The following is a 983-nucleotide window of genomic DNA, read 5'->3' on the forward strand; positions in this document are numbered from 1 at the left end:
ACCCTGCAAGATGAGCCTTGGATAGACTGCTCTGTTGAATAGCGATCTAATCATCCGACATCACGGGTTAGAAGGACGAAGCCGAGGAAATCGAGCTTGGAATGGAGATCGATATCCTCGACTTCGTTGAGCAGTGTCGAGACCTAGCCAAACAAGCGTTGGGGAAGCGCGCGGGCGAGCCCGCCAGCGGCGGGTTCGCCCGCTGGGTGCACGTCGTGTTGCACTGTTTTCGGCTCGAAGAGGACCATAGCTACCGTGAAACGCCGAACCGGCTGAAGTACGTGTCTGAGGTTCGTGACGTACTTGGCCTAGATCAGGACGAGCTGCCGGATTACAGCACGATCTACAAGTCGTTTGATCGGCTGAAAATGTGGGTGTGGCGGGCGTTGCTGCGCGTTTCAGCGCAGCAACACCCGCAGTCTGGGCACGTCGCTCTCGACAGTACGTTCTTTGACCGACGCGCTGCTTCATCGTACTACCGCCAGCGATCCGGGAATAGCGTTCAGACGCTGAAAGTGACGACACTGACCGATATAGAATCTCTTGCAGTTCTTGACGTCCATATCTCGGCCCGGTGGAAGCACGATACGAAGACAGGGCCGCAGGTCGTCCGCCGAAACGCGGACGACCTGCTTTCCGTTGCTGCTGACAAAGCCTTCCACAACTGGCACACCAAATACGAGTTCTACGCCCTCGGTGTCGAACCACTGATCTTACACCGGGGATCGAGACCACTCACGGAGGGGAACAACTCGCTTATCCGGGCAAAAGGCTACGCTCAGCGCTGGATGGCCGAAACTTCGTACTCGACGACGAAGCGCTCGCTCGGCGATGCCGTGCGAGCGCTGGGCTGGTATCGACAGTTCCGTGAAGTTGTCCTCATGTTCGCCATCATCAACATAGAAAAGCTCTGTGAGCCACTCTAACCATCATTCAGCAGCTATTCAACAAAGCAGGATAGACGAGTTCTTTAATCTCGTGGC

At 56.1% G+C, this 983-nt stretch carries 1 protein-coding gene; it reads left to right on the forward strand.

What is annotated here, in order from left to right:
* Positions 1-101 precede the first annotated feature (101 nt).
* On the forward strand, positions 102-926 hold the full coding sequence (locus EA472_RS21840; RefSeq protein ID WP_124193553.1) for an IS5 family transposase: 825 nt from the start codon (positions 102-104) through the stop codon (positions 924-926).
* The last annotated feature ends 57 nt before the right edge of the window (positions 927-983 follow it).

This window comes from Natrarchaeobius oligotrophus, from assembly GCF_003841465.1.
Lineage (GTDB): Archaea > Halobacteriota > Halobacteria > Halobacteriales > Natrialbaceae > Natrarchaeobius > Natrarchaeobius oligotrophus.